Consider the following 21,224-nt stretch of genomic DNA (forward strand, 5'->3'; position numbering starts at 1 on the left):
CGCACTCGGCGCCTCGCGCGCCGCGGTTGACGCGGGCTATGCGCCCAACGACTGGCAAGTCGGTCAGACCGGCAAGATCGTCGCGCCGCAGCTGTATGTGGCGGTTGGTATCTCGGGTGCCATCCAGCACTTGGCCGGGATGAAGGACTCGAAGGTCATCGTCGCCATCAACAAGGATCCGGAAGCGCCGATCTTCGGCGTGGCCGATTATGGCCTGGTGGGTGATCTGTTCCAGGTCGTGCCTGAACTGACCGGCGCGCTGTAAGTCTTATCGCGCTGCAGTATTGAAGGCCCGCCAGCTTCGCGCTGGCGGGCTTTTTTATTTTTGACGCCAGGACCACATATCCTTTGATTTCAATATCCCAAATCTTTTGATTTCTCGAAAGATTCTGATAATGTGTTCCGCGCGCAGCTAGATTCGCGCAAGTGCTCGACCTGTACAGAACGAAGGAGATTCGGGATGGAATGGTTCTTTGACACTCTGCGAAAATATCCGGAACTTGCGATCTTCCTTACCCTGGGTGTTGGGTATTGGATAGGCGCCAAGAAGATTTTCGGATTCAATCTGGGAGCCGTGACCGGCACGCTGTTGGTGGGCGTGCTGGTGGGACAGCTCAATATCACGATCGCTCCCATCCTCAAGCAGGTCTTCTTCCTGCTCTTCCTCTTCGGTCTGGGTTACGGCGTCGGACCGCAGTTCTTCCGAGGCATGAAAAGCGATGGCCTTCCCCAGGTCATCTTCGCCGTCCTTATATGCGTGATCTGCTTGTTGGTGACATGGGCGACAGCCGTGGGCTTCGGCTTCGACGCCGGCACCGGCGCAGGCCTGCTGTCCGGGGCTCAGACCATTTCTGCGGTCATGGGCGTGGCAACGGACACCATCAACGGCTTGGGCATAGACGCAGCCACCAAGAAGAAATGGATCGACAGCATTCCGGTCGCCTATGCGGTCTGCTACATCTTCGGCACGGTCGGAAGCGCCTGGATACTGGCTTCCTTGGGCCCGAAGCTCATGCGCGTGGATATCGTCAAGGAGTGCCAGGAATACGAGGCCAAGATGTCCGGCGGCGCCGATTCGATGGAATTGTCGGGCTACCGCAAGTTCATCGCGCGCGCCTACAAGCTGGACCGTCCGGAATTCGCCGGCAAGACGGTGGGAGAGCTGGAGTCTCGCTTTGTCGAGGCCCGAGTATTCGTGGAGCGTATCCGTCGCGGCGACCAGATCATCGACAGCGATGCCAAGACCGTGCTGCAGCAAGGCGACGTGCTGGGCGTGACCGGCAGGCATGATGCGTTGGTTACGCAGGCCGCCGGCATCATCGGCACCGAAGTCGAGGACCGCGACCTGATCAACATGCCCGCCGAGGTCGTCGAAGTCGTCCTGACCAACAAGAACATTGCCGGCAAGACCATCAAGGAAATCGCGGACAGCGAAGCGGGCCGCGAGCTGGGACGCGGCGTGTTTCTGCGCAAGGTCGTGCGCGGCGGCCACGACATGCCGATCAACTGGGGCCTGAAGCTCGACCGCGGCGACCGCCTGTTCGTGCTGGGCGCCAAGCGCGACGTTGAGCGCGTGGTTGGCAGGCTGGGCTATGTGGATCGCGCCACCAGCCAGACCGATATGGTCTTCGTCGGCTTCGGCATCCTGCTGGGCGGCCTGTTCGGCTCTCTGGTGATGACCGTGGGCGGCGTTCCCGTCACCTTGTCGACCTCCGGCGGCGCGCTGATTTCCGGCCTGATCTTCGGCTATCTGCGCTCGGTGCATCCGACCTTCGGTCGGGTGCCGGAACCGGTGCACTGGTTCCTGACATCCGTGGGCCTTACAACCTTCGTCGCAGTCGTGGGCATATCGTCCGGGCCGGGATTCGTGCTGGGCTTCCAGCAATTGGGCGCCAAGCTCTTCATCGCGGGCATCATCGCCACCAGCGTGCCGATGATCGTGGGCGTGTACATTGCGCGGTACGTATTCAAGTTCCATCCCGCCATTGCGCTGGGAGTCTGCGCCGGAGCCCGGACCACCACCGCGGCCATAGGCCAGATCACCGAAACGGCGAAGAGCCAGGTGCCCGCCCTGGGCTACACGGTGCCCTACGCCATCGGCAATACCCTGCTCATCATCTGGGGGATTGTCATCGTCATGCTCATGTCCTAGCAGAACGCCCCGCAAGCCCCGTGCTTGTGGGGCGTTTTGCAAGCGCGCCGGCCCGGCCGGCGACGCTCAGCGCCTGTCACCATGCAAACCAGGAGTACTGAACAATGGCTTCCACCGCGCCTCTCACCGTCAGCCTGGCTTCGGCCTTGAAAACAACCCGTTCGCGCCAACGCGACCTCGAACAGCTTTCTCCGTTTGAACTGAAGGACTATCTGATCACGCTGGCCAAGGACAACCAGCACACCGCCGCCATCACCATGTTGAACGCCGGCCGCGGCAACCCGAACTGGATCGCCACCGAACCGCGCGACGCTTTCTTCCTGATGGGCCAGTTCGCGATGAAGGAAGCCCGCCGCGTGCGCGACGAGTCCATTCTGGCGGGCATGCCGGCCAGGAAGGGCTGCGCCGATCGGATGCGCAAATTCCTGTCCAAGCACAAGGGTATGGACGGCTACGATTTCCTGGTCGGCGTGCTGGAATACGGCGTCAAGGTCAAGGGCTTCGACCCCGACGCATGGGTCCATGAATTGACCGACAGCATCATCGGCGACAACTATCCCGTGCCGCCGCGCGCGCTGGTCCATCTTGAACAGATCGTGCACGATTACCTGATCAAGGAAATGTGCGACGGCCGTCCGCCCAAGGGCAAGTTCGATCTGTTCCCGGTCGAAGGCGGTACGGCTGCCATGTGCTACATCTTCGATTCGCTGATGCAGAACGGCTTGCTGAAGCAGGGCGACACCATCGCGCTGTTCCTGCCGACCTTCACTCCCTATATCGAAATCTCGCATCTGGAGCGCTTCCAGTTCAAGATCGTGCCGATCAACGCCAGCAGCCTGCGGGCCGACGGCACCCACGATTGGCACTATCCGGCGTCCGAAATCGCCAAGCTGGAAAATCCCAAGATCAAGCTGGCGGTCACGGTCAATCCCAGCAACCCGCCGTCGGTGGCGTTCAGCCCGGTCGAGATGAAGCAGATCGTGCGCCTGATCCGCAAGAACCCGGACCTGGTGCTGGTGACGGACGACGTGTACGGCACCTTCGTGCCGAACTTCCGCTCGCTGATGGCCGAGGTGCCGCACAACACGATCTGCGTGTATTCGTTCTCCAAGAACTTCGGCTGCACGGGATGGCGCCTGGGCGTGATCGCGACCCATGAAAAGAACACCATGGACCGCCGTATCGCCGAACTGCCGGCGTCCTGGAAACAGCGCCTGAACAAGCGCTACGGCGCCATGACGATGGAGCCCGAAAAGCTCAAGTTCATCGACCGGCTGGTGGCCGACAGCCGCAATGTCGCGCTGAACCACACTGCAGGCCTGTCGCTGCCGCAGCAGGTGCAGATGGGCTTTTTCGCGCTGTCGCATCTGATGGACCTGAAGGACTCCTACAAGCACCTGACGATGAAGATCGTGCGCGCGCGCCGCGATGCGCTGTGGCGCGGCCTGGGCATTCCCATGCCGCCCGAGGATCCGATGCGCGCCTGGTACTACGTCGAGCTGGATTTCATGGTCTGGGCCAAGATCACGTATGGCGAGGCGTTCTGCAAGTACATGATGTCCAACTACGAACCGGTCGACTTCCTGTTCCGCCTGGCCGAGAAATCCGGCGTGGTGCTGATGGACGGCGGCGGCTTCGGCGGCCCGCCTTGGTCGATCCGTGTGTCGCTGGCGAATCTGGACGACGGCGACTACGCCAAGATCGGCAAGCACATGGTCGAAGCCGCGACCGAGTACGTCGAGGCGTGGAAGGCCGGCGAGCTGGTGCGTTCGGGCCCGACGGCCGGCAAGGGCCAGACCACGAAGGCGCCCGCAGCCAAGCGCAAGGCGGGCAAGACCGCGGTTGCGAAGAAAGCCGTCAAGAAAGCGGTGAAGAAGTCTGACGTGGCGGTGAAGTCCGTCAAGAAGGCGGCCGCGCGCAAGTAGGCAGGCCAGGTAGCAACCTCCAGGGCGACATGACGACATGACTTGCACCGTCGGGTTTTTCAATAGCGTTCCCATCGCAGTGCTGTTCGTGACGGTGGGCTTGGGATACCTGATAGGCAAGCTCAAAGTCGGGCCGATCCAGCTGGGCGGCGTGTGCGGAACACTCATCGTCGCCCTGCTGATCGGCCAGACGGGTTGCCAGATGCGCGGCGACCTGAAGGAAGTCGCGTTCGCCCTGTTCATCTTTGCAATGGGGTATTCGGGCGGGCCGCAGTTCTTTGCCAACCTGAACCGCTCCAGCTTGCGGTACATGGCGCTACCCCTCGTCGAAGCCTTGCTGGTGCTGACGATCGTGCTGATCGCGGTGCCGCTGTTCGGCCTGGATGCAGGCACGGCGGCTGGCCTGGCTGCCGGCGCGGCCACCGAGTCGGCCGTGGTCGGCACCGCCGCCGAGGCGCTCAAGCACCTGGGGTTGGCGGATGCCGAGGTCCAGCGCATGGAAGCCAACATCGCCACGGCCTACACGCTGACCTACCTGGTCGGACTTATCAGCATCGTGTTTTTCACCAGCCAGATCGCGCCGGCGCTGCTGCGCATAAATCTGCGCGAGGCTTCCAAGGCGCTCGAGGAAAAGCTGGGCGTGGCTGCAGGCGAGGGCGAGGAAGCGACCCTGTCCACGCTGCCGCGGTTGGTGGGACGCTCGCACGTGGTCAAGGACGCCGATGGCAAAAGCGTGGCCGAAGTGGAGTCCGCGCTGGGCGGGCGCACGGTCATCAGCCGCATCCTGCGCAATGGCGAGGCGGTGGACGCCACGCCGGACGACCTGCTAGCCACCGGCGACATCGTGGTGGTGCTGGGCTTGCGGCGCTTCGCGCTGCGCGCGGGTTCCGTCATCGGACCCGAAATCCAGTTGCCGGAGGCGCATGCCGACGATCTGCAACTGAGCGAGTTGGCCGTCATCGTCAACAAGAAGACGGTCAACGGCCATACCGTCGGGGAACTGGCGAAGCGGCCGAACGCCCGGCGCGCGCGCGGCGTTTTCCTGCAATCCATTGTGCGCTCGGGCCACTCCTTGCCGATCACGCTATCCACGGTGGTGCAGTATGGCGACCTGGTCACGCTGGTCGGCGCCGAGCCTGAGCTGTCGGAAGCCGGCGCGGCCCTGGGCAACGAACTGCGGCGCAGCGGCGTGACCGATCTGGTGTTCCTGGCTTTCGGTATTCTCGCGGGCCTGATGATCGGCAGCCTGAGCGCGCGGCTCTGGGGCATTCCCGTGTCGCTGGGCAGCGGCGGCGGGGCGCTGGTCAGCGGCCTGGTCTGCGGCTGGATCAACGCCAAGCGGCCGGCGATAGGGCATATGCCGGACCATGCCGTGCAGTTGTTGAAGGACCTGGGGCTGGCGGTATTCGTGGCTTGCGTCGGGCTGTCGGCGGGACCCGAGGCCATGGCCTTGATCCGCGAGCATGGCGCGGTGCTGCCGCTCATCGGCTTGCTGGTTTCGCTGGGGCCGGCCTGCCTGTCGCTCTGGCTGGGCCACAAGATCCTGAAGATCGAGGGCCCCCTGCTGGTCGGCGCCATCGCGGGCCAGCATGTCAGCACCCCGGCCATCAGCGCCATCCTGACGTCCAGCGGCAGTTCCGTGCCGCTGCTGGGCTACACGGTGACCTACGCCATCGCCAATGTGCTGTTGCCGGTGCTGGGGCCGATCATTGTGTCGTTGGCGCATCATCTGGCCTAGCGCGAGCCTTGTTGTAGCAGTGCGCATCCCTGCCAGGTCTGATCGTCGATCAGGCGCTCTATTTCGTCCTTGCACAGATCGATGACCCGGCTTACCGCCGGCGTGGGAGGCAGGCTCTCGCTGGCGCAGAGCACCAGTTCACGCGACAGGGCTTCGTCCAGCGCGTGCGCCACGATCGATCCGTCCGCGATTTCAGGTTGGGCTGCCGAGGACGGCAGTATCGTGGCCGCCATTCCGCTGCGCACCGCCGGAACAAGGATCGCCGACGTGCTCGCTTCGGCGAACAGATTGCAGGTCAGGCCTGCCGTCAGGAAGGCATGGTCGAGGCGCGCGCGCAGGGTATTGGGCAGGCTGGGCAGGACTAGCGGCAAGGCGGCGAAGTCCGCAATGGCCAGGGTGCGGCGCGGCAGCGTCACGCTGGCGTGGGCCAGCAAGAACAGGTTTTCCCGCAGCAGCGGCGTGCGCAGCAGGCCCTGGATGGGCTGCTGGTCCGGCGATAGGGAAAAATCAATGCGCCCCTGCAGAACCAGCTTGGTCAGGTCCGCGCTGGGCACGTCGACGATTTCCAGCACCACCGAGGGCAGTTCCGCCTTGGCGCGGCGCATCAGCGGCAAGGCCAGCATGCGGGCGGTGCTGGAGGCCAGCCCGATCGATACCGTGCCGGTGACCTGATCCGTGGTCTTGGAGAGCAGGCTGCGGGTGCTGTCGACCTGACGCAGAATGGTTTGCGCATGCCGGTACAGCAGCAGGCCTTCGGCGGTGGGCTGCGCGCCCTTGACGCCGCGCACCAGCAACGAGACGCCCAGGCTTTCCTCCAGCAGCGCCATCTGTTGGCTCAGCGCCGGCTGCGCGACGTGCAGGCTTGCCGCTGCGCGGGTCATGTTGCGCATTTCAACGACACGGACGAAGTACTTGAGTTGGCGCAGATTCATTGAATAAGAGAATCTTATGAATAGATCGGAAAATAGTATTTTCGGCGCTCTCGAGGTGCTGCCTAGAATGGGCCTCGCATCAAGGGAGAACGAAAATGAGTCTGCCGTTGGCAGGGTTGAAAGTGCTGGATCTGACCCGAGCGCTCTCCGGACCGTTCTGCACAATGATTCTTGGAGACCTGGGCGCTGAAGTCGTCAAGGTGGAGCCCATGCCGGCGGGCGAAATGGCGCGGCAATGGGGCCCCTTCGAAGAAGATATAAGTGTTTATTATCTTAGTGCCAATCGTAGCAAGCAAGGTATAGGCGTGGACTTCCGCAAGCCGGAGGGGTTGGCGCTGCTGCGCAGAATGGCCCTGGCATCCGACATCGTGGTCGAGAACTTCAAGGTCGGAACCATGGATGCGATGGGCCTGGGTTACGAGGCGCTGGCGCAAGAACAGCCGGGGCTGATCATGGCGTCGATCTCCGGTTTCGGCAGCAAGGGGCCGGCGCGGGACTGGGCCGGCTTTGACCAGGTCGCGCAAGGCTACTCCGGCTTCATGAGCCTGACGGGCTCGCCGGAGTCGGGGCCGATGCGAGTGGGCGTGGCTGTCGGCGACCTGACCGCAGGCATGTGGCTGGCGATAGGGATCCTGTCGGCCGTCGCGCAGCGTTCGTCGACCGGACGCGGGCAGCACGTGGAAACGTCGCTGCTGGCTGGACTCATGGCGCTGCTCAGCGTCCAGGGCCAGCGCTACCTCAGCAAGGGGGAAATCCCCGAACCCTGCGGCAACGTGCATCCGGTCATCGCGCCCTACGGTACTTTCGAGACCGCGGACGGTCCGCTCAATCTGGCGCCGGCGACCCAGGCGATGTGGGTCAAGCTCTGCAGCATACTCGGGCTCTCCCATCTGGTGTCCGACGAGCGCTTCCTCACGAACGCGGAGCGCATGCAGCACCGCTATGCGTTGAAGCAGGAGCTGGAGGCCGGCCTCCAGCGCAAGACGCGCATGGAGTGGACTGCGCTGATGATCGAAGGCGGCATTCCCGCCGGGCCCATTAATACCCTGGAAGACGTGTTCGCCGATGCGCAGGTGCAGGCCTGCGGACTGGTGCGCTCCCTGGACCACCCGCTGCTGGGCGAACTGCGGCAGGTGGACCTGCCCCTGGGCCTGAGCGCTGCGGGCACGGCAAGCCGCCGCGCCCCGCCTGTCTTCGGCCAGCACACGCGTGAAGTGTTCGCGCGCTACGGGATGGCAGATGCCGAGATCGATCGCCTGTTGGCGGATGGGGTGGCGCATCAGGCGGAGGTCCACGCATGACGGCGCCTTCCGATACGCCCAGCTTGTCCATTGACGGACACGTTGCCACCGTCCGCCTGCGCAGGCCTGGCCATGCCAACCGTCTCGGTCCCCAGGACCTGGCTGTCCTCAGGGAGCAACTGGAGCGGGTCAATGCGGACGACGCGGTCAGGGTGCTGCGCTTCCAGTCCGAGGGCAAGTATTTCTGCAGCGGCTATGACATTTCGTCCCTGGCATCGGACCAGGCCCCCAGCTCTCTCTACTTCGGCCAGACCATGGACCTGATCGAGGCGGCGCGGCCAGTGACGATAGCGGCGGTCCAGGGCGGGGCCTATGGCGGCGGCACCGACCTGTGCCTGGCCTGCGATTTCCGCATCGGCACGCCGCAGGCGGATATGTTCATGCCGGCCACGCGGCTGGGCCTGCATTTCTACGCTGGCGGCATGTCGCGCTATGTGGCGCGGCTTGGCCTGGATCAGGCCAAGCGGCTGTTCCTGACCGCGGAAAAGCTCCAGGCCGACGAAATGCTGCGCATCGGATTCCTGACCGAACTGGTGCCCGAGGAGACGCTGGCGGCGCGGCTGGACGCCTTGAGCGCGCAGATAGCAGCGATGGCGCCGATCCCGCTGTTCGGCGTCAAGGCGCATCTGAACCGCATCGCGCGGGGCGAACTCGATCTGGCCGGAATCGAACAGGCGGTATTGCGTTCCGAGCGGTCGCATGACCTGGCTGAAGGCGCGGCGGCCTGGAAGGAGAAGCGCGCGCCGCATTTCACCGGCTGCTGACGCAGCCGGCGCATGAGCAGAGAGCCGCAGCACAAGCGGCTCCGATTCCACCAAAGGAGACACCGATGAAACCCGCTATCGCCGCCTGCGGCGCCGTACTTGCCGCTGTTGCCACTTTGTCCGCGATGCCCGGAGGGGCGCACGCGGCAGCTCCTTACCCCTCCAAGCCCTTGACGCTGGTGATCGGATTTCCGCCTGGCGGCGGGGCGGATCAGGTGGGCCGCGTCTATGCGAACGCACTTGCCAGGCAGTTGAAGCAGCCGGTCGTCATTGAAAACCGTCCTGGCGCAGGATCGACCATCGGCGCCAGCCTCGCCGCGCGCGCCGCCGCCGACGGCTACACGCTGTACCTGGGCAATTCCAGCGTCATGGGCAGCGACAGCGCGCTGTACAAAGTGGATTACACGCCGGACAGTTTCGTGCCCGTGGCGCAGCTCACCACCGGTCCCATGGTGCTGATCGCGAACGCCAAGCTGGGGCTCAAAGACGTGCAGGACCTGATCGACCGCGCCAAGAGCAAGCCGGGGTCCATCAACGTCGCGTCGTCCGGCAATGGCGTCATCACGCACCTGGCGGCGGTCGAGTTCATGACGCTCTCCGGGGTGAAGCTGATGCATATTCCCTTCAAGGGAGGGGCCGCAGCGGCGCAATCCGTGGCAGCGGGCGACACCGACGTCTCGTTCGCCACGGCGCCGTCGGCCAAGTCGGTGATCGACACCGGCAAGGTAGTGGCGCTGGCGGTCACGTCCGGCCAGCCTTCCCGGCTGTTGCCCTATCCTCCCATTTCGCAGACCGTGCCCGGCTATGACCTCTCCAACTGGTGGGGCATCTTCGCTCCCAAGGGCACGCCGGTGGAAGTGCTGGAGACGCTGTTCAAGGCCAGCAATGAGGTGCTGGCTTTGCCCGACGTGCAGCAGGGCATGGCCGCCGGCTATGAAGAAGTGACACCGTCCGCGTCCCTGGCCGCGTTCGGGGACTATGCCCGCAAGGAAGGAAGCAAGGGTTTAAGATTGGCCAAAGAAAGCCTAGAGACTGCCAATTGATGGAGACCCCATGCCCTACGTAACCCCGCTGCAGGACTTCCGCTTTGCCTTGAACGAGCTGGCCGGCCTCGAGGAAGTCCTGAAGCTCCCCGGCTTCGAAGAGGTCACGCCGGATCTGGTGGACGCCATCCTGGAAGAGAACGGGCGTTTCGTGGAACAGGCCGTGGCGCCGCTGAACGTGCCGGGCGACACGCAGCCGCCGGTCTGGAAAGACGGCCAGGTCACCACCACGCCGGGTTATGCGCAGGGTTTCAAGGACTACGCGGCGGGCGGCTGGCAGGGCTTGCAGCATCCCGTGGCCTGGGGCGGGCAGGGGCTGCCCAAGCTGGTCGCGGCGGCGCCGGGCGAGAACATCCAGGCGGCCAGCCTGGCGTTTTCCTTGTGTCCCATGCTGACGGACGGGGTGATCGAAGCCCTGCTCACTGTCGGATCCGAAGCGCAGCGCAAGCAATACGTGCCGCAACTGATCGGCGGCAAATGGACCGGCACGATGAACCTGACCGAGCCGCAGGCCGGTTCGGACCTGGCCCAGGTCGCGACCCGCGCGGTGAAGCAGGCTGACGGCAGCTACCGGCTGAGCGGCCAGAAAATCTTCATCACCTATGGCGACCACGACCTGGCCGAGAACATCATCCATCTGGTGCTGGCGCGCACCCCGGACGCGCCAGCCGGGGTGAAGGGCATTTCGCTGTTCATCGTGCCCAAGTTCCTGGTGCAGGCCGATGGCAGACTGGGCAAACGCAACGACGTCTGGTGCGCGTCGCTGGAGCACAAGCTGGGCATCCACGGCAGTCCCACCGCCGTGCTGCTGTACGGCACGGGCAAGGGCGAAGTGGGCGAGGGCGCCATCGGCTATCTGGTCGGCGAGCAGAACCGCGGCCTGGAGTACATGTTCATCATGATGAATGCCGCCCGCTATTCGGTCGGGCAGCAGGGCATAGGCGTGTCGGAGCGGGCCTGCCAGCACGCGCTGGCCTATGCGCGCGAGCGCGTGCAGGGGCGGGCGATCGAAGGCTCGGCCGCCGCCGTGGCCATCGTGCATCATCCGGACGTGCAACGCATGCTGATGACCATGAAGGCGCTGACCGAGGCGGCGCGCGCCGTGTCCTACGTGACCGCGGCCGCGCATGACAAGGGCACGCATCATCCGGATCCGGAGCAGCGCTCACGCAACCGGGCCTTCTACGAGTACATGGTGCCCATCGTCAAGGGTTTCTCGACCGAAACGGCGGTCGAGGTCGCGTCCCTGGGCCTGCAAGTGCATGGCGGCATGGGCTACATCGAGGAAACCGGCGCGGCGCAGTATTACCGCGACGCGCGCATCCTGCCCATCTACGAAGGCACCACCGCGATCCAGGCCAACGACCTGGTCAGCCGCAAGACGCAACGCGACGGCGGCGCCACCGCCCATGCCGCGATCGCGGCGATGCGGGAGACGCTGCGCGCCGTGGAGACCGAGGCGAAGCGCGCGTCCGCGGGCGAGCAGGAGGGGCTGCGCCTGCTGCGCGACAACCTGGACAGCGCCATCCAGGCCTACGAGGCCGGCGTGGCCTTCATCCTGGAACAATCGCCGACCAATATCAGGGCGGTCTATTCCAGCAGCGTGCCCTATCTGATGCTGGCCGGGGTGGTGCACGGCGGCTGGCAGATGGCGCGGGCCGTGCTGGCCTGCCGGCGCCACCTGGCGGCCGGGTCCACGGATCCGTTCCACACAGCCAAGCTGGCGACTGGATTGTTCTACGGTGCCCACATCCTGCCGCGCGCGCTGACCCTGTCGGCCGCGGTGCGTGCGGGGGTGGTGGCGGACGCCTGCGGCGCCAGCTTGAATATTGCATAAGGTTATATGACTTGCGTATTTCCCCGGCTACAGGTTTGATGGAAGAATCGTTTCACAGGCGCTACCTTGCGCCAAGAAACGCTGTTCTGCGCCGCCTGCCGCGACGGGCGGCCAGCCCCTCACCTGCATCCGCACACAGGAGACACCATGAGTCATCTACGCCTGGGCGACACCGCCCCTGATTTCGAACAGGAATCCTCGGCTGGACCGATCCGCTTCCATGAGTATCTGGGTAACAGCTGGGGTGTGCTTTTCTCGCACCCGGCCGATTTCACGCCCGTCTGCACCACCGAACTGGGCTACACCGCCAAGCTGGCCGACGAGTTCGCCAAGCGCAACGTGAAGGTGCTGGCGCTGTCGGTGGACGGCACTGATTCGCATACCAAGTGGATCGAGGACATCAACGACACGCAGTCCACCAAGGTCAACTTCCCGATCCTGGCCGACAAGGACCGCAAGGTGTCCGAGCTCTACGACATGATCCATCCGAACGCCAACGCCACGCTGACGGTGCGCTCGGTGTTCATCATCGACCCCAACAAGAAGGTACGCCTGACCATCACGTATCCGGCCAGCACCGGCCGCAACTTCAACGAAATCCTGCGAGTCATCGACTCCCTGCAACTGACCGACAGCCATAGCGTGGCCACGCCGGTGAACTGGGAAGACGGCGACGACGTGATCATCGTTCCGTCGCTGCAGGACGAGGCCGTGATCAAGCAGAAATTCCCCAAGGGCTACAAGGCTGTGCGCCCGTATCTGCGCATCACGCCGCAGCCGAATAAGTAAATTCGGAAACCGAAGGGGCTGGTCCCCGTTCAAAACCGCCGCCTGCCCTTTGGGGAGGCGGCGGTTTTTCATTGGCCCGCGCGTGGGGGCAGGGCAGATTCCCATTGCTGGGACGGCGGTCCTATATGCCTGCGAGCGATGAGCAACCAAATAATGATTCGTTCCGTTCAGAACGCCCAACCAGCACACTTGCTCCCACATTGCCGAACACAGGGAGCAAGGGATGTCTTTCAGGAAAGCCGGTTGGTTGGCCGCCTTGGCCGCAGTGACGATGTCGTTCGCCGCGATGGCGCCGGCGCAGGCGCAGCAGAAGCAGACGCTCCTGAACGTCTCGTATGATCCGACCCGCGAGCTGTATCGCGCGATCGACGACGCGTTCATCAAGCAATACAAGGAAAAGGCCAACGTCGACCTGACCATCCGCCAATCGCACGGCGGTTCCGGCCGCCAGGCGCGCTCCGTGATCGACGGCCTGGAAGCCGACGTGGTGACCCTGGCGCTGGCCTACGACATCGACGCCGTCGCCGACCGCGGGCTGCTACCTGCCGATTGGCAGGCCCGCCTGCCGCAGAACAGCTCGCCCTATACCTCCACCATCGTGTTCCTGGTGCGCAAGGGCAACCCCAAGCAGATCAAGGACTGGGACGACCTGGTCAAGGACGGCGTGCAGGTCATCACGCCCAATCCCAAGACCTCGGGCGGGGCGCGCTGGAACTACCTGGCCGCCTGGGCCTACGCGCTGGAAAAGAACGGCGGCAGCGAGGATAAGGCCCGCGCCTTCGTGGGCGACCTGCTCAAGCACGTGCCGGTGCTGGATACCGGCGCGCGCGGCGCCACCACCACCTTCGTGGAGCGCGGCGTGGGCGACGTGCTGCTGGCCTGGGAGAACGAAGCCTTCCTGGCGCTGGAAGAGCTGGGTCCGGACAAGTTCGACATCGTGGTGCCGTCGCTGTCCATCCTGGCCGAACCGCCGGTGGCCGTGGTCGACAAGGTCGTGGACAAGAAGGGCACCCGCGCCGCGGCGCAGGCCTACCTGGAATTCCTCTACACGCCCGCCGCGCAGGAAATCATCGCCAGGAACTACTACCGGCCCATCGACAAGACCGTGGCCGCCAAGTACGAAAGCAAGTTCCCCAAGGTCAAGCTCGTGACCATCGACGACCAGATCTTCGGCGGCTGGCGCAAGGCGCAGAAGGATCACTTCAGCGACGGCGGCACCTTCGACCAGATCTATCTGCCGCAAAAGAAATAAGCACATCACGATCGGACGATGGCCATGACTACAGCCTCGAACCCGGCGGCAAGCGGCGCGCAAGCGCCTTTTGCCTTTCGGCGCAACAGCCCGGGCGTGCTGCCCGGATTCGGCATCTCGATGGGTTACGCGGTGCTGTACCTCAGCATTCTCGTGCTCATCCCGCTGGCGGCCTTGCCGATCAAGAGCGCGGGATTGGGCTGGCAGGGCTTCTGGGACACCGTGACCGCGCCGCGCGTCGTGGCGTCGTACCAGTTGACCTTCGGCGCGTCGCTGATCGCGGCGCTGGTGAACCTGGTGTTCGGCACGGTGGTGGCCTGGGTGCTGGTGCGCTACCGTTTCCCGGGCAAGAAGATCCTGGACGCGCTGGTGGACCTGCCGTTCGCGCTGCCGACGGCGGTGGCCGGGATCGCCCTGACCTCGCTGTATTCGCAGAAGGGCTGGTTGGGCGGGCCGCTGGCCGACTGGTTCGGCTGGAAGGTGGCGTTCACGCCGCTGGGCATCGTCATTGCGTTGATCTTCATCGGCGTGCCGTTCGTGGTGCGCACGGTGCAGCCGGTGCTGGAAGACGTAGAGCGCGAGATCGAGGAAGCCGCGGCCAGCCTGGGCGCCAACCGCTGGCAGACCATACGCCGGGTATTGCTGCCCATCATCATGCCGGCCCTGATGACCGGCTTCGCGCTGGCTTTCGCGCGCGCGGTGGGCGAGTACGGTTCGGTGGTGTTCATCGCGGGCAATATGCCCATGGTGTCCGAGATCACGCCGCTCTTGATCATCGCCAAGCTCGAGGAGTTCGACTACGCGGGCGCCGCTGCCATCGCCACGGTGATGTTGGTGCTGTCCTTCGCGCTGTTGCTCGTCATCAATCTGCTGCAGGGCTGGCAGGCCCGCCGCAACCTCGGGAGGCTCGCATGAGCGCCGCGGACCGTCCCGCCCATCTGACCGAGCCGCGCTGGGTGCGCGGCGTGCTGCTCTTCATCGCGTTGGGATTCCTGGCGCTGTTCTTGCTGGTGCCGCTGGCGGCGGTATTCGTCGAGGCCTTCAAGAAGGGCTGGCAGCTGTACCTGGACGCCATTGTCGAACCCGACGCGCTGGCCGCCATCCGCCTGACGCTGCTGGTCGCGGCTATCGCGCTGCCGCTGAACCTGGTGTTCGGCGTGGCAGCAGCCTGGGCAATCACCAAGTTCCAGTTTCGCGGCAAGCAGTTCTTGATCACCTTGATCGACTTGCCGTTCTCAGTGTCGCCGGTGGTGGCCGGGCTGGTCTTCGTGCTGCTGTTCGGCACCCAGGGCTGGTTCGGCGGCTGGTTGCAGGAGCACGACATCAAGATCGTCTATGCCGTGCCGGGCATCGTGCTGGCCTCGCTCTTCGTCACCTTTCCTTTCGTGGCGCGCGAACTTATCCCGCTGATGCAGGCGCAGGGCAGCGAGGAAGAGCAGGCCGCGCTGACCCTGGGCGCGAGCGGCTGGCAGATCTTCTGGCGCGTGACGCTGCCCAACATCAAGTGGGGCCTCTTGTACGGCGCCATTCTGTGCAACGCGCGGGCCATGGGCGAATTCGGCGCGGTGTCGGTGGTGTCCGGGCAGATTCGCGGCCTGACGAACACCATGACTTTGCACGTCGAGATTCTCTACAACGAATACCAGTATTCCGCGGCGTTCGCCGTGGCGTCGTTGCTGGCCCTGCTGGCGCTGGTGACGCTGGTGGCCAAGAACGTCGTCGAGTGGCGCAACGCGCGCTTACAGCAAGCCGCCGACCTGCCGGTCGAGTATCCCGGCCAGCCGGCCGCCATCAAGCCGGCCCTGGCTTGACGCGGCGGCCTGCAAGGAGACCAAGCATGAGTATCGAAGTCCGCAATCTATCCAAGCGCTTCGGCCAGTTCCGCGCGCTGAACGACGTTTCGCTGCATATTGAAACGGGCGAGCTGGTCGCCCTGCTGGGCCCATCGGGCTGTGGCAAGACGACGCTGCTGCGCATCATCGCGGGGCTGGAATCGGCCGATTCCGGCAGCGTGCTGTTCGCCGGCGAAGACGCCACCGCCGTGGACGTGCGCCAGCGCCAGGTCGGTTTCGTGTTCCAGCACTATGCGCTGTTCAAGCACATGACGGTGTTCGAGAACGTGGCCTTCGGCCTGCGCGTCAAGCACCGTTCGCAGCGCCCCTCCGAAGACGTGATCCAGCGCAAGGTGCATGACTTGCTGGGGCTGGTGCAGCTGGACTGGCTGGCAGACCGCTATCCCGCACAGCTCTCCGGCGGCCAGCGCCAGCGTATCGCGCTGGCGCGCGCGCTGGCCGTGGAGCCGCGGGTGCTGCTGCTGGACGAGCCCTTCGGCGCGCTGGACGCCAAGGTGCGCAAGGAATTGCGGCGCTGGCTGCGCCGTCTGCACGACGAGCTGCACGTGGCCAGCGTGTTCGTCACCCATGACCAGGAAGAAGCGCTGGAAGTGTCGGACCGCGTGGTGCTGATGAATTCGGGCCGCGTCGAGCAGGTCGGCACGCCGCGCGAGGTCTGGGAAGAACCTGCCACGCCGTTCGTGTACGGCTTTCTGGGCGACGTGAACCAATTGCAGGGCTTTGCCACGCGCGGCGTCTGGAACGGCGCCGGCCTGTCCTTGCCCGCGCCGGAGCTGGCCCAGGCCGAAGCCCAGCGCGCCACCGCCTACGTGCGGCCGCACGAGTTCGACGTCGAGCGCTATCGCGCCGGCGCGGACGGCATTCCGGTGCGCCTGGCGCACGCCTTCCTCGCCGGTCCGAGCGCCTACCTGGAGCTGGCCAGCGAGGATTCCGACGCCATCATCGAAGCCGAAGTGCCCGAGTCCCTGTACCGGGAACTGGGCCTGCGCGATGGCGAAATCCTGTTGGCGCGTCCGCGGCGGGCGCGCATTTTCGCGACGCAATCATGAGCGCTACCGATCTCTCCCTTGAACTCGAGGCGGGCCTCGCGGCGCGCTGGCGCGACCTGGGCGCGCGACTGGCCGACGTGCAGCGGCGCCACCCGGACGCCGCGCTGGCGTCCTCGCTGGCGGCCGAGGACATGCTGCTGACGCACGCCATCTACAGCGCGGGCCTGGGCCTGGAAGTCTTTACGCTGGACACGGGCCGGCTGCATGCCGAAACGCTAGGCGTGCTGGACGCCGTGCGCGAACGCTACGGCCGCGAGGTCACCGTGTACCGGCCGGTGGCCGCCGCGGTCGAGCAGCACGTCGCCGAGCACGGCGCCTACGCCTTCTACGAAAGCGTGGAACTGCGCAAGGCCTGTTGCCAGATCCGCAAGGTTGAGCCGCTCAAGCGCGCGCTCGCGGGGCGCGGCGCCTGGATCACCGGGCAGCGGCGGGCGCAATCCACCACCCGCGGCGAACTGCCGCTGGAAGAGGGCGACGGCACGTTCGGCCTCTACAAATTCAACCCGCTGGCGGAATGGAGCGAGGACGAGGTCTGGTCCGCCATCCGCGCCCTGGGCATTCCCTACAACCCGCTGCACGATCAGGGCTACCCATCCATAGGCTGCGAACCCTGTACGCGTGCCATCCGCCCGGGCGAGGATCTCAGGGCCGGGCGCTGGTGGTGGGAGTCGTCGGACTCCAAGGAATGCGGCCTGCATGCGGGCAACCGGGTCATCAGCATCGCGGCGCGCGCCGATTGATGCGGCCCACGAATTCGAAATCTGTTTTAGGGGAAGTGCATATGTCTGTTGTGATCCAACGCAGCCACCTGGATTGGCTGGAATCGGAAGCCATCTTCATCCTGCGCGAGGTGGCCGCCGAAAGCGAGAAACCCGTCCTGCTGTTCTCGGGCGGCAAGGATTCCGTGGTGCTGCTGCGCCTGGCCGAGAAGGCCTTCCGGCCGGGACGCTTTCCGTTCCCGCTGATGCATATCGATACCGGCCACAATTTCGACGAAGTGATCGCTTTCCGCGATGCGCGCGCTTCTGAACTGGGCGAGACCCTGATCGTGCGCAGCGTCGAGGATTCGATCGCGCGTGGCAGCGTGGTGCTGCGCCGCGAGACCGATTCGCGCAATGCCGCCCAGGCGGTCACGTTGCTCGAGGCGATCGAGGAGTTCGGCTTTGATGCCTGCATCGGCGGCGCGCGCCGCGACGAGGAAAAGGCCCGCGCCAAGGAACGCATCTTTTCGTTCCGCGACGAATTCGGCAAGTGGGATCCGAAGGCCCAGCGCCCGGAACTCTGGAACCTGTTCAACACCCGCGTGCATCGCGGCGAGAACATGCGCGTCTTCCCGATCTCGAACTGGACCGAGCTGGACGTCTGGCAGTACATCCAGCGCGAGCAGCTGGCGCTGCCGTCGATCTACTACAGCCATGAGCGCGAGGTCGTGCGCCGCAAGGGCCTGCTGGTGCCGGTCACGCGGCTGACGCCGCCGCAGGAGAGCGAACAGGTCGAACGCCTGCAGGTGCGCTTCCGCACGGTGGGCGACATCTCCTGCACCTGCCCGGTGGCGTCCGACGCCACCGACACCATGGCCATCATCGCCGAGACCGCGGTGACCGACATTACCGAGCGCGGCGCCACGCGCATGGACGACCAGACTTCCGAGGCCTCGATGGAGCGCCGCAAGAAGGAAGGCTATTTCTGATCGCATGACACGCCGGCATGCGCCGGCGACCAGGGACGCACATGAACGCACTAAACGATTCTTTTCTTTCCGGCGCCGACACGGGCGTGTTGCGCCTGATCACCGCGGGTTCGGTGGACGATGGCAAGTCCACGCTGATCGGCCGCCTGCTGTATGACAGCAAGGGCGTGTTCGCGGACCAGTTGGACGCGATCTCGCGCGCCAAGCACAAGCGCGTGGCGGGTGACGGCATCGACTTCTCATTGCTGACCGACGGCCTGGAGGCCGAGCGCGAGCAGGGCATCACCATCGACGTGGCCTACCGCTACTTCTCGACGCCGGCGCGCAAGTTCATCGTCGCCGACGCTCCGGGGCACGAGCAGTACACCCGCAACATGGTGACGGGTGCGTCGACCGCGGACGTGGCCGTCATCCTGATCGACGCCACCCGCGCGGCCGACGGCGTGCTGTTGCCGCAGACCAAGCGGCATAGCACCATCGCGCGCCTCTTGGGCATCCGCCACATCGTGGTGGCGGTCAACAAGATGGACCTGGTTGACTGGGACCGCGCCGTGTTCGAGCGCATCCGCGATGCCTATGCCGACTTGGCGGGCAAGCTGGGCATCGAGCACTTCGATGCGTTGCCGCTGTCGGCGCTGAACGGCGATAACGTCGTCACTTTGTCGCCGCGGACGCCGTGGTATGACGGGCAGCCCTTGCTGGCCTTGCTGGAATCGCTGGACCTGGCGAGCGACGGCCGCGCTTTGCCGCTGCGCTTTCCGGTGCAGTGGGTGGCGCGCCATGACGGCAACCGCAAGGACGACTTCCGCGGCTATGCCGGCCGCGTCGCCGGCGGCGTGCTGCGTCCGGGCGATGAAATCGCGGTGCAGCCTTCGGGCGTGACCGCGGTCGTGCGCGAGGTGCGTGCCTTCGACCGCGCGCTGGATGAAGCGGTGGCGGGCGACTCGATCACGCTGGTGCTGGACCGCGACGTGGACGTGTCGCGCGGCGACGTGATCGTGCATGCGTCGGCGCCGGCGCAGGTCGCGCGAGAATTCGAAGCGGAGTTGTGCTGGCTCGATGCGCAGGCCTTGAATCCGGCGCGCAAGTATCTGCTGAAGGCGGGCACGCGTCTGACCTCGGCGAAGATACGCGCGGTGCTGTCGCATCGCGACATCCACGAACTGCAGGAAGTGGAGAACACCGAAGGCACGCTGCGCATGAACGACATCGGACGCGTGACGCTCACCACGCGCGAATCGCTGGCGGTCGACCGGTACGCCGATGTGCCTGCGACGGGCGCCTTCATCCTGATCGATGAGGCCACGCATCAGACCGCGGCGGCGGGCATGTTGCGATAAACGGCAAGAGGCCGGAAAACAACGGATTTCCGGCCGTCCTGAGCCTGTTGTTTTTTTGCTAGATCCAATGCTGGTGCGGCTTTCAGCGCGATCTCGCCTGGTGAAATCGATTTGTCCGGACGGCGTCGGCGTCTTGCGGTAAAGTGGGGCTGTCTTACGAAAAGGCTTTTGGTGCTTGTCAAAACCACTGTGTTTTTGTACAGTAGTTTTCATGGCACGCACCGATCATTCTTTTCCCGCCGGTTCTGGGTCCCCGGCTGCCGCCCCCGCCGCCTTGCGCGGTCGGGGTGCGGTTACTAATGTTCGGCATCGCTTTCAGCGCGATGACCGTGTGCAGGTCGACGACGGCTGGGCTTCCTCTGGTCTGCCGGCCGACTTCGTAGAATCCGTCCCCGATAATTTTCCCGAAGTGGCCGCTGGCAAGCAAGCGGCCCGCGTCATTCCCATCCTGCCGGACGCGCGTATCGCGCCCGCCGCCCCCAAAACCACGGTCACCGCCGAAGAAGCGCGCAAGATGCTGTCGCGCAACGATTCGCCCGACATCCCCTTCGACGTGGCGGTCAATCCCTACCGGGGCTGCGAGCATGGCTGCGTCTATTGCTATGCCCGGCCCACCCATTCCTATCTGGGGCTGTCTCCCGGGCTGGATTTTGAAACCCGGCTGGTGGCCAAGGCCAATGCGGTCCAGGCCCTGCGCGCCGAGCTTGCCCGGCCCGGCTACAAGCCGTCTCCCATCAACATCGGTTCCGCCACGGACGCCTACCAGCCCATCGAACGCGAATGGCGCCTGACCCGCGGCCTCCTGGAACTGATGCTGGAAACCCGTCATCCGCTGACCATCGTCACCAAGAACGCGCTGGTCGCCCGCGACCTGGACCTGCTGGCCGCGCTGGCCGAGCAAAAGCTGGTGGTGGTGTACATGAGCATCACCACGCTGGATGCCGGCATGGCCCGCACGCTGGAGCCGCGTGCCGCCGCCCCGTGGCGCCGCCTGGAAGCCGTGCGCAGCCTGACCGATGCCGGCGTGCCGGTGGGCGTGCTGGTGGCTCCCATCATTCCGTTCATCAACGACGAGTCCATGGAACACATCCTCCAGGAGTCCAGGGCGGCCGGGGCGCATTACGCCAGCTACACCGTGCTGCGCCTGCCCTGGGAGGTCAAGACCCTGTTCGAGGACTGGCTCAACGCCCATTTCCCCGACCGCGCTCAGCGCGTGCTGCATCGCATCGAAGACCTGCGCAACGGCCGCCGCAACGATCCCAATTTCGGGTCGCGCATGCGCGGAACCGGCGTCTGGGCCGATCTGTTGCGCCAGCGCTTCAGCCTGGCCACGCGCAAGCTGGGCTTGAACCGCCACCGCCTGGCGCTGGATTGCGACCGTTTCCTGCCTCCCGCCGCGCCTGCGTCGAAGGTTGCCGATTTCCTATCCCCGGTTGGCGCGCAAGCGTCTTCAGGGGTCCCTTTTCCTGCCGTATCGCCCGCAGCCGGCGGCGCGCACGGGCGCGTAGCGCGCCAGTTGCAAGCCATGGCCGCAGGCCAGTTGTCATTGTTCGATTGAC

General features: G+C 65.1%; 18 protein-coding genes. 17 read left to right on the forward strand and 1 reads right to left on the reverse strand.

Going from position 1 to position 21,224, the window contains the following annotated elements:
* The 4 genes from IPU70_RS06810 to aspT (IPU70_RS06825) form a co-directional block, all read left to right on the forward strand.
* A partial coding sequence (locus IPU70_RS06810; RefSeq protein WP_207466016.1) for an electron transfer flavoprotein subunit alpha/FixB family protein occupies window positions 1-265 on the forward strand: 265 nt, incomplete at its 5' end.
* Window positions 266-460: 195 nt separating this feature from the next.
* Window positions 461-2,152 carry an aspartate-alanine antiporter gene (gene aspT / locus IPU70_RS06815; protein ID WP_207466018.1) on the forward strand — a complete coding sequence of 564 codons (1,692 nt, stop codon included), beginning with the start codon at window positions 461-463 and terminating at the stop codon, window positions 2,150-2,152.
* Window positions 2,153-2,256: 104 nt separating this feature from the next.
* On the forward strand, window positions 2,257-4,077 hold the full coding sequence (locus IPU70_RS06820; protein ID WP_207466020.1) for a bifunctional aspartate transaminase/aspartate 4-decarboxylase: 1,821 nt from the start codon (window positions 2,257-2,259) through the stop codon (window positions 4,075-4,077).
* A 37-nt stretch (window positions 4,078-4,114) separates the two neighbouring features.
* Entirely contained in the window at window positions 4,115-5,815 is a 1,701-nt protein-coding gene (gene aspT / locus IPU70_RS06825) for an aspartate-alanine antiporter (RefSeq protein WP_207466022.1), read from the forward strand.
* Here the strand turns inward: aspT (IPU70_RS06825) and IPU70_RS06830 are convergent.
* Entirely contained in the window at window positions 5,812-6,747 is a 936-nt protein-coding gene (locus IPU70_RS06830; protein ID WP_207466024.1) for a LysR substrate-binding domain-containing protein, read from the reverse strand. The two genes, aspT (IPU70_RS06825) and IPU70_RS06830, sit on opposite strands and share 4 nt — an antisense overlap.
* 95 nt (window positions 6,748-6,842) lie before the next feature.
* On the opposite strand from IPU70_RS06830, the gene IPU70_RS06835 reads away from it, so the two are divergent.
* From IPU70_RS06835 to IPU70_RS06895, 13 genes are all read left to right on the forward strand, one after another.
* Complete coding sequence (locus IPU70_RS06835) at window positions 6,843-8,048, forward strand: CaiB/BaiF CoA-transferase family protein (RefSeq protein WP_207466027.1); 1,206 nt, start codon at window positions 6,843-6,845, stop codon at window positions 8,046-8,048.
* Window positions 8,045-8,812 (forward strand): enoyl-CoA hydratase/isomerase family protein, encoded by a 768-nt coding sequence (locus tag IPU70_RS06840; RefSeq protein WP_207466029.1) that lies wholly within the window; start codon window positions 8,045-8,047, stop codon window positions 8,810-8,812. The genes IPU70_RS06835 and IPU70_RS06840 overlap by 4 nt, the downstream gene beginning before the upstream one ends.
* A gap of 65 nt (window positions 8,813-8,877) precedes the next feature.
* Window positions 8,878-9,855, forward strand: a complete 978-nt coding sequence (locus tag IPU70_RS06845) for a tripartite tricarboxylate transporter substrate-binding protein (RefSeq protein WP_207466031.1) — start codon at window positions 8,878-8,880, stop codon at window positions 9,853-9,855.
* A gap of 10 nt (window positions 9,856-9,865) precedes the next feature.
* The gene (locus IPU70_RS06850) at window positions 9,866-11,692 is read left to right on the forward strand and encodes an acyl-CoA dehydrogenase (RefSeq protein WP_207466033.1); all 1,827 of its coding nucleotides are present in this window, start codon (window positions 9,866-9,868) and stop codon (window positions 11,690-11,692) included.
* A 147-nt stretch (window positions 11,693-11,839) separates the two neighbouring features.
* The gene (locus IPU70_RS06855; RefSeq protein WP_042792543.1) at window positions 11,840-12,481 is read left to right on the forward strand and encodes a peroxiredoxin; all 642 of its coding nucleotides are present in this window, start codon (window positions 11,840-11,842) and stop codon (window positions 12,479-12,481) included.
* A 271-nt stretch (window positions 12,482-12,752) separates the two neighbouring features.
* Window positions 12,753-13,733, forward strand: a complete 981-nt coding sequence (locus IPU70_RS06860) for a sulfate ABC transporter substrate-binding protein (RefSeq protein WP_242702379.1) — start codon at window positions 12,753-12,755, stop codon at window positions 13,731-13,733.
* A 24-nt stretch (window positions 13,734-13,757) separates the two neighbouring features.
* Window positions 13,758-14,648, forward strand: coding sequence for a sulfate ABC transporter permease subunit CysT (cysT, locus tag IPU70_RS06865; protein ID WP_371818874.1), 891 nt, complete (start codon window positions 13,758-13,760; stop codon window positions 14,646-14,648).
* On the forward strand, window positions 14,645-15,544 hold the full coding sequence (cysW, locus tag IPU70_RS06870) for a sulfate ABC transporter permease subunit CysW (protein WP_207466039.1): 900 nt from the start codon (window positions 14,645-14,647) through the stop codon (window positions 15,542-15,544). The genes cysT and cysW overlap by 4 nt, the downstream gene beginning before the upstream one ends.
* A 26-nt stretch (window positions 15,545-15,570) precedes the next feature.
* On the forward strand, window positions 15,571-16,635 hold the full coding sequence (locus IPU70_RS06875) for a sulfate/molybdate ABC transporter ATP-binding protein (RefSeq protein ID WP_013392420.1): 1,065 nt from the start codon (window positions 15,571-15,573) through the stop codon (window positions 16,633-16,635).
* A complete protein-coding gene (locus IPU70_RS06880; RefSeq protein ID WP_207466041.1) occupies window positions 16,632-17,375 on the forward strand; it encodes a phosphoadenylyl-sulfate reductase in 744 nt (247 codons plus the stop codon). Before IPU70_RS06875 ends, IPU70_RS06880 begins: the two co-directional genes overlap by 4 nt.
* 41 nt (window positions 17,376-17,416) lie before the next feature.
* Window positions 17,417-18,325: a sulfate adenylyltransferase subunit CysD gene (gene cysD / locus IPU70_RS06885; RefSeq protein WP_207466043.1), complete on the forward strand. Its 909-nt coding sequence runs from the start codon at window positions 17,417-17,419 to the stop codon at window positions 18,323-18,325.
* A gap of 41 nt (window positions 18,326-18,366) precedes the next feature.
* Window positions 18,367-19,665 (forward strand): sulfate adenylyltransferase subunit 1, encoded by a 1,299-nt coding sequence (locus IPU70_RS06890; protein ID WP_207466045.1) that lies wholly within the window; start codon window positions 18,367-18,369, stop codon window positions 19,663-19,665.
* Window positions 19,666-19,876: 211 nt separating this feature from the next.
* Window positions 19,877-21,223 carry a PA0069 family radical SAM protein gene (locus IPU70_RS06895; protein WP_207466046.1) on the forward strand — a complete coding sequence of 449 codons (1,347 nt, stop codon included), beginning with the start codon at window positions 19,877-19,879 and terminating at the stop codon, window positions 21,221-21,223.
* The last annotated feature ends 1 nt before the right edge of the window (window position 21,224 follow it).

The sequence above is a fragment of the Achromobacter sp. SD115 genome (assembly GCF_017355315.1).
GTDB lineage: Bacteria > Pseudomonadota > Gammaproteobacteria > Burkholderiales > Burkholderiaceae_B > Achromobacter > Achromobacter xylosoxidans_B.